The following is a 4,120-nucleotide window of genomic DNA, read 5'->3' on the forward strand; positions in this document are numbered from 1 at the left end:
GCCAAGCCTGTAGCGGACTTTCACCGCCGAGTTATCGCCCATGCCGGGCGCACATAGAAAGAACTCAATTCGAGTGAAATCGAATTGAGTTCTTAGGAAGCAGGTTGGATCGAATCCAGCCTGCTTTTTATTTTAATTTCGAACCTTTAATCCATACATCTGTAAGCTCTAGGGAAGAATCCAGCAGCACAATATCGGCTTGTTTCCCCTGTTCAATTGTACCTGTTACATCAAGAAGTCCAAGCAGGCTCGCCGGATTGTGACTTGCTGCCTGAGAAGCTTCTACTATACTCAGCCCCACTTCCTTAACTAGGAACTGGAATCCTCGAATCATAGTAAGCGTACTTCCTGCAAGTGTAATTCCATCTTCCAGCCGGGCTACCCCCTCTTTTACTACAACAGGCAAATCTCCTAATGTATAATTTCCATCGGGAAGACCCGTAGCTGACATGGCATCTGTGATGAGTACCAGCTTGTGAATACTGCTTTTGAGCTGTGCAATGAGAGATACTGCAGCGGGGTGCACATGAATCCCATCGGCAATCACTTCTGCACTGATTCGCGGGTCACTTAACACTGCCCCTGCCGTTCCGGGCTTACGATGATGAAGCGGGGTCATCGCATTAAATGTATGAACTGCGTGATGAAGTCCAACTTCCACGGCAGCTTCCACTTCTTCATAAGTAGCATCCGTATGCCCTAGAGCAGCAGTAATATGCTGTTCTCGCAGCCATGTAATCACTTCGTGCGCCCCTTCTCGCTCAGGAGCAAGGGTAACTTGGCGAATAAGTCCTGGGTACAGCTTTTCCCAGGAAATAAGCCAGTTCACATCAGGCAGAGAAATATGTTCTGGATTTTGTGCACCGGGCCATTTTGGGCTAATAAATGGACCTTCTAGATGAACTCCTGCCAGCTGTGCATAAGGCATCGGCTGCGCGCGATATTCATTCACTTCATGGAGAACTTTATCAATCCATTCTTTGGGAGCCGTCATCGTTGTTGCCAGCATGGTTGTCGTCCCTTGTGAAGCATGATACGAAGTAATCGTGTCTAAGACCTCTTTTGAGGAATCCATAAAATCTTCCCCGCCGCCGCCGTGAACATGAATATCTATAAAGCCAGGAACAATGTATCCGTCATTTCCCTGGATCACTTCTCCTTGTTCATCCGTCCATCGATCGGGAATATCAGAGGCAGGTCCTGCGTAAACGATTGTATCATTTTGTATAATTACAGCGCCTCGTTCTAGAACCTCATCTTTCATTACTACATTTCCATAAATGGAGGTCAAGCTGTTTTTATGATTTATCATATTACATGAACCTCCCAGCCCCCCGGTCCAGCAAAACAGTCACATTTGGATGGCATTGCAAAAGAGATGCTGGACATTCGGTCGTAATTGGACCCGTCAGTGCCGTGCGAATAATCTCAGCCTTATCCTCACCACGGGCTATAAGTACTATATGCTTCGCCTTGAGAATGGAGGCAACCCCCATCGTCATCGCTTGTTTTGGCACATCCTCAACGGATGGGAAGAAACGAGCATTCGCCTTCAGGGTTTCCTCTTTCAAGTTCACCACGTGAGTTCCTCCCGTAAGACTTGCTCCTGGTTCATTAAATCCAATATGTCCGTTATGTCCAATACCGAGCAGCTGAAGATCTACCGGTCCCTGATTACTGAGCAGTTCCTCATAACGCGCACATTCTGCAGCCAAATCTGCTGCATTTCCATCAGGTACGTGTGTATTCTCCATCTTGATATCTATATGATGAAACAGCTTGCTATTCATGAAGCTGCGATAACTTTCCGAGTGACTTACAGGCAGCCCAACATACTCATCCAAATTAAAAGAAGAAGTATCCGCAAAACTGACAAGTCCGCGGTTATACATATCAATTAGTTCATTATAAATTCCAACAGGTGAGCTCCCTGTGGCAAGGCCGAGTACTGCTTTTGGTTTACTCTGTAAAAGTGATGCGATAAGTTCTGCTCCGGTTGTGTTAAGCTCTTTTTCTTGATCAAAAATTCTAATATTCATCTTATTCATCCTCCATTCCGTAATTTCACACGTTGTACTTGCTCATAAGAGCCATCTAGTCTTGGAACAAATCGTTCAAAATCCTGACTGACCATGCCTGTAAATAAAATATCAATCACATGCAGCAAGGCGATACGCGAAGCCATATCTCCTCGGCGCATCCCCTGTTCGAGTGAGGAAGTAAACAAGGGAATATCAGCGACAGATGCAAGGGTGTTGTGTCCATACGAAGTAAGAGAAATCGTGCTTGCTCCGTGTTCTTTCGCACAAACGAGCGCGTCGATCGTGTCCTTCGTCTCACCTGAATACGAAACCGCAAAAGCAACATCCTCAGCACCCAGGGACGAAGCAGATGTAATCTGCATATGACCGTCGGAAAATGCGGTACAGGAAACCCCAATTCGAATTAATTTCTGATAAAAGTCCTGCGTCACGATCGATGAAGTAGCCACTCCGTATAGATCCACTCGTCTTGCTCGGCAAAGCAGATGGATTGATTTCTCAAGACGTTCCATATCCAGCAGTCTTGTGGTGTCTGTAATCGATGCTAAGTGATTCGCTTCGATGGCTTCTACAATCGTAGTAAGTGAATTTCCTGCAATAATATCTTGATACACCTCATTACCCGAATGTTGAAAAGTTTCTGCTGCAAGCTTCATTTTGAAATCTGGGAATCCTCGAAAATGCCTGGATTTACAGAACCGAGTCACTGTTGCCGGGCTGGTTCCACTTCTTTCGGCGAGTTCCTTAATAGATAACCGCGTGATCATAGAAGGGGATTCTAAAATGACCTCGGCAATTCTTCTCTCTTGAGGAGGAAGTTGCTCCATTTCTTGGAGTAACGCATGTAAGATCGCTGCCATAGGTTGAATCCACCTCGATATGAAAATTATTTTAATAAATTAGCTATTTATTTAAGAAAATTATTTTTACTGCCAACTCATCATAATCCATTATAGATGGTGAAATCAACCAGGTTTCGGGTTATATCGGTAACACATTCCACTAATAAATGGATTAGCCCAAAATTTTGCACAAACCGAACCATTCTAGGTGACTTTACATAAGATGATTTGACTGTATCCCTTAACCTTGTTACACCATACAAACCCGGGCAAGGAGGGGTGAACATTGAAGGGTGACCACAAGAGCAAATTTTTGTTGACCCACCGTGAACGCGAAGTATTTGAGCTTCTGGTGCAGGACAAAACGACGCGTGATATCGCGGGACTTCTTTTTATCAGCGAGAAAACGGTGCGCAATCATATTTCCAATGTGATGCAGAAACTCAATGTTAAGGGTCGTTCACAAGCGGTAGTAGAGTTAATTAAGCTAGGAGAATTAAAAATTTGACGAAAAAGAAGCTCTATTCTTTCGTCATAGCCCTCTTCGTTTGTCCTTAGGGATGAAAGAAGAGGGCTTTACTTGTTACACGAGATTAGCAATTATAAACAGGATTTAATTATGTAGTTATCAACAAGATCATCTATAAAAAAAGAGACCCATACTGCGTCTTAGAGGGTCTCTTTGTAAATTGTTTATGGAGGACATGGGAGTTATTGAGGGATACACCATTCAATTAGATCAATGAACGTATAATGAACATTGATCCTCTTTATGATTACAATTAAAAAATTCCCGCTTTATTATTCACATCATACTAAGATATTTAAGTTTCTTAGTCCTTTTTGTATTCTAAGATATCTCCAGACTGTCCCTTTTTGCTGTTGGAAACTCCACAATCTCGATCATGATAGGAGAGGTGATGTCCGCCTCTGAGTAGAGATATTTCCTTAATCCCAACTTATCGAGCATCCATTGAGACCCGCCCCCAATCCCGCATCATACTCATCTTCAACCTTTTCATTTAAACTTATCCAATCAAGCAACTGATTTTTACGCTCCGAAGTCATTTCTAACGAAACAATAAACATAGTCTCACTCATTTATAGTTTAGTATTAATAAATGGCTCGGGACAGAATCGAACTGCCGACACTAGGATTTTCAGTCCTATGCTCTACCGACTGAGCTACCGAGCCTTATTTATTTAGAGATGGTTCGGGACGGAATCGAACCGCCG

4 protein-coding genes and 2 tRNA genes (1 of these 6 cut by a window edge) are annotated in these 4,120 nt (G+C 43.6%); 1 reads left to right on the forward strand and 5 read right to left on the reverse strand.

Going from position 1 to position 4,120, the window contains the following annotated elements; all coding sequences use genetic code 11:
• Positions 1-127: 127 nt before the first annotated feature.
• The 3 genes from nagA to GQY27_RS20810 are packed head-to-tail and all read right to left on the reverse strand — an operon-like array spanning position 128 to position 2,902.
• Entirely contained in the window at positions 128-1,312 is a 1,185-nt protein-coding gene (gene nagA / locus GQY27_RS20800; RefSeq protein WP_160037178.1) for an N-acetylglucosamine-6-phosphate deacetylase, read from the reverse strand.
• 1 nt (position 1,313) lies between these two features.
• Positions 1,314-2,039, reverse strand: a complete 726-nt coding sequence (gene nagB, locus GQY27_RS20805) for a glucosamine-6-phosphate deaminase (RefSeq protein ID WP_160037179.1) — start codon at positions 2,037-2,039, stop codon at positions 1,314-1,316.
• Between the two features lie 5 nt (positions 2,040-2,044).
• Positions 2,045-2,902 carry a MurR/RpiR family transcriptional regulator gene (locus tag GQY27_RS20810; protein ID WP_160037180.1) on the reverse strand — a complete coding sequence of 286 codons (858 nt, stop codon included), beginning with the start codon at positions 2,900-2,902 and terminating at the stop codon, positions 2,045-2,047.
• Positions 2,903-3,170: 268 nt separating this feature from the next.
• Here GQY27_RS20810 and GQY27_RS20815 point away from each other — a divergent pair, with 268 nt between their 5' ends.
• Positions 3,171-3,392, forward strand: coding sequence for a helix-turn-helix domain-containing protein (locus tag GQY27_RS20815; protein WP_047913631.1), 222 nt, complete (start codon positions 3,171-3,173; stop codon positions 3,390-3,392).
• A 614-nt stretch (positions 3,393-4,006) separates the two neighbouring features.
• Here the strand turns inward: GQY27_RS20815 and GQY27_RS20820 are convergent.
• Both GQY27_RS20820 and GQY27_RS21565 read right to left on the reverse strand, forming a co-directional pair.
• Positions 4,007-4,079: transfer RNA gene (locus tag GQY27_RS20820), tRNA-Phe, on the reverse strand.
• A gap of 15 nt (positions 4,080-4,094) precedes the next feature.
• Positions 4,095-4,120 (reverse strand) — tRNA-Phe (locus GQY27_RS21565); it runs 147 nt beyond the window's last position.

It is taken from the genome of Paenibacillus sp. An7 (assembly GCF_009870785.1).
In the GTDB taxonomy this organism is placed as follows: Bacteria; Bacillota; Bacilli; order Paenibacillales; family Paenibacillaceae; genus Paenibacillus.

What these genes read in the sequence shown, in the direction of transcription:
- nagA (WP_160037178.1), bottom strand. Translation starts at nt 1,312, where the DNA reads ATGATAAATCATAAAAACAGCTTGACCTCCATTTATGGAAATGTAGTA.
- nagB (WP_160037179.1), bottom strand. Translation starts at nt 2,039, where the DNA reads ATGAATATTAGAATTTTTGATCAAGAAAAAGAGCTTAACACAACCGGA.
- GQY27_RS20810 (WP_160037180.1), bottom strand. Translation starts at nt 2,902, where the DNA reads ATGGCAGCGATCTTACATGCGTTACTCCAAGAAATGGAGCAACTTCCT.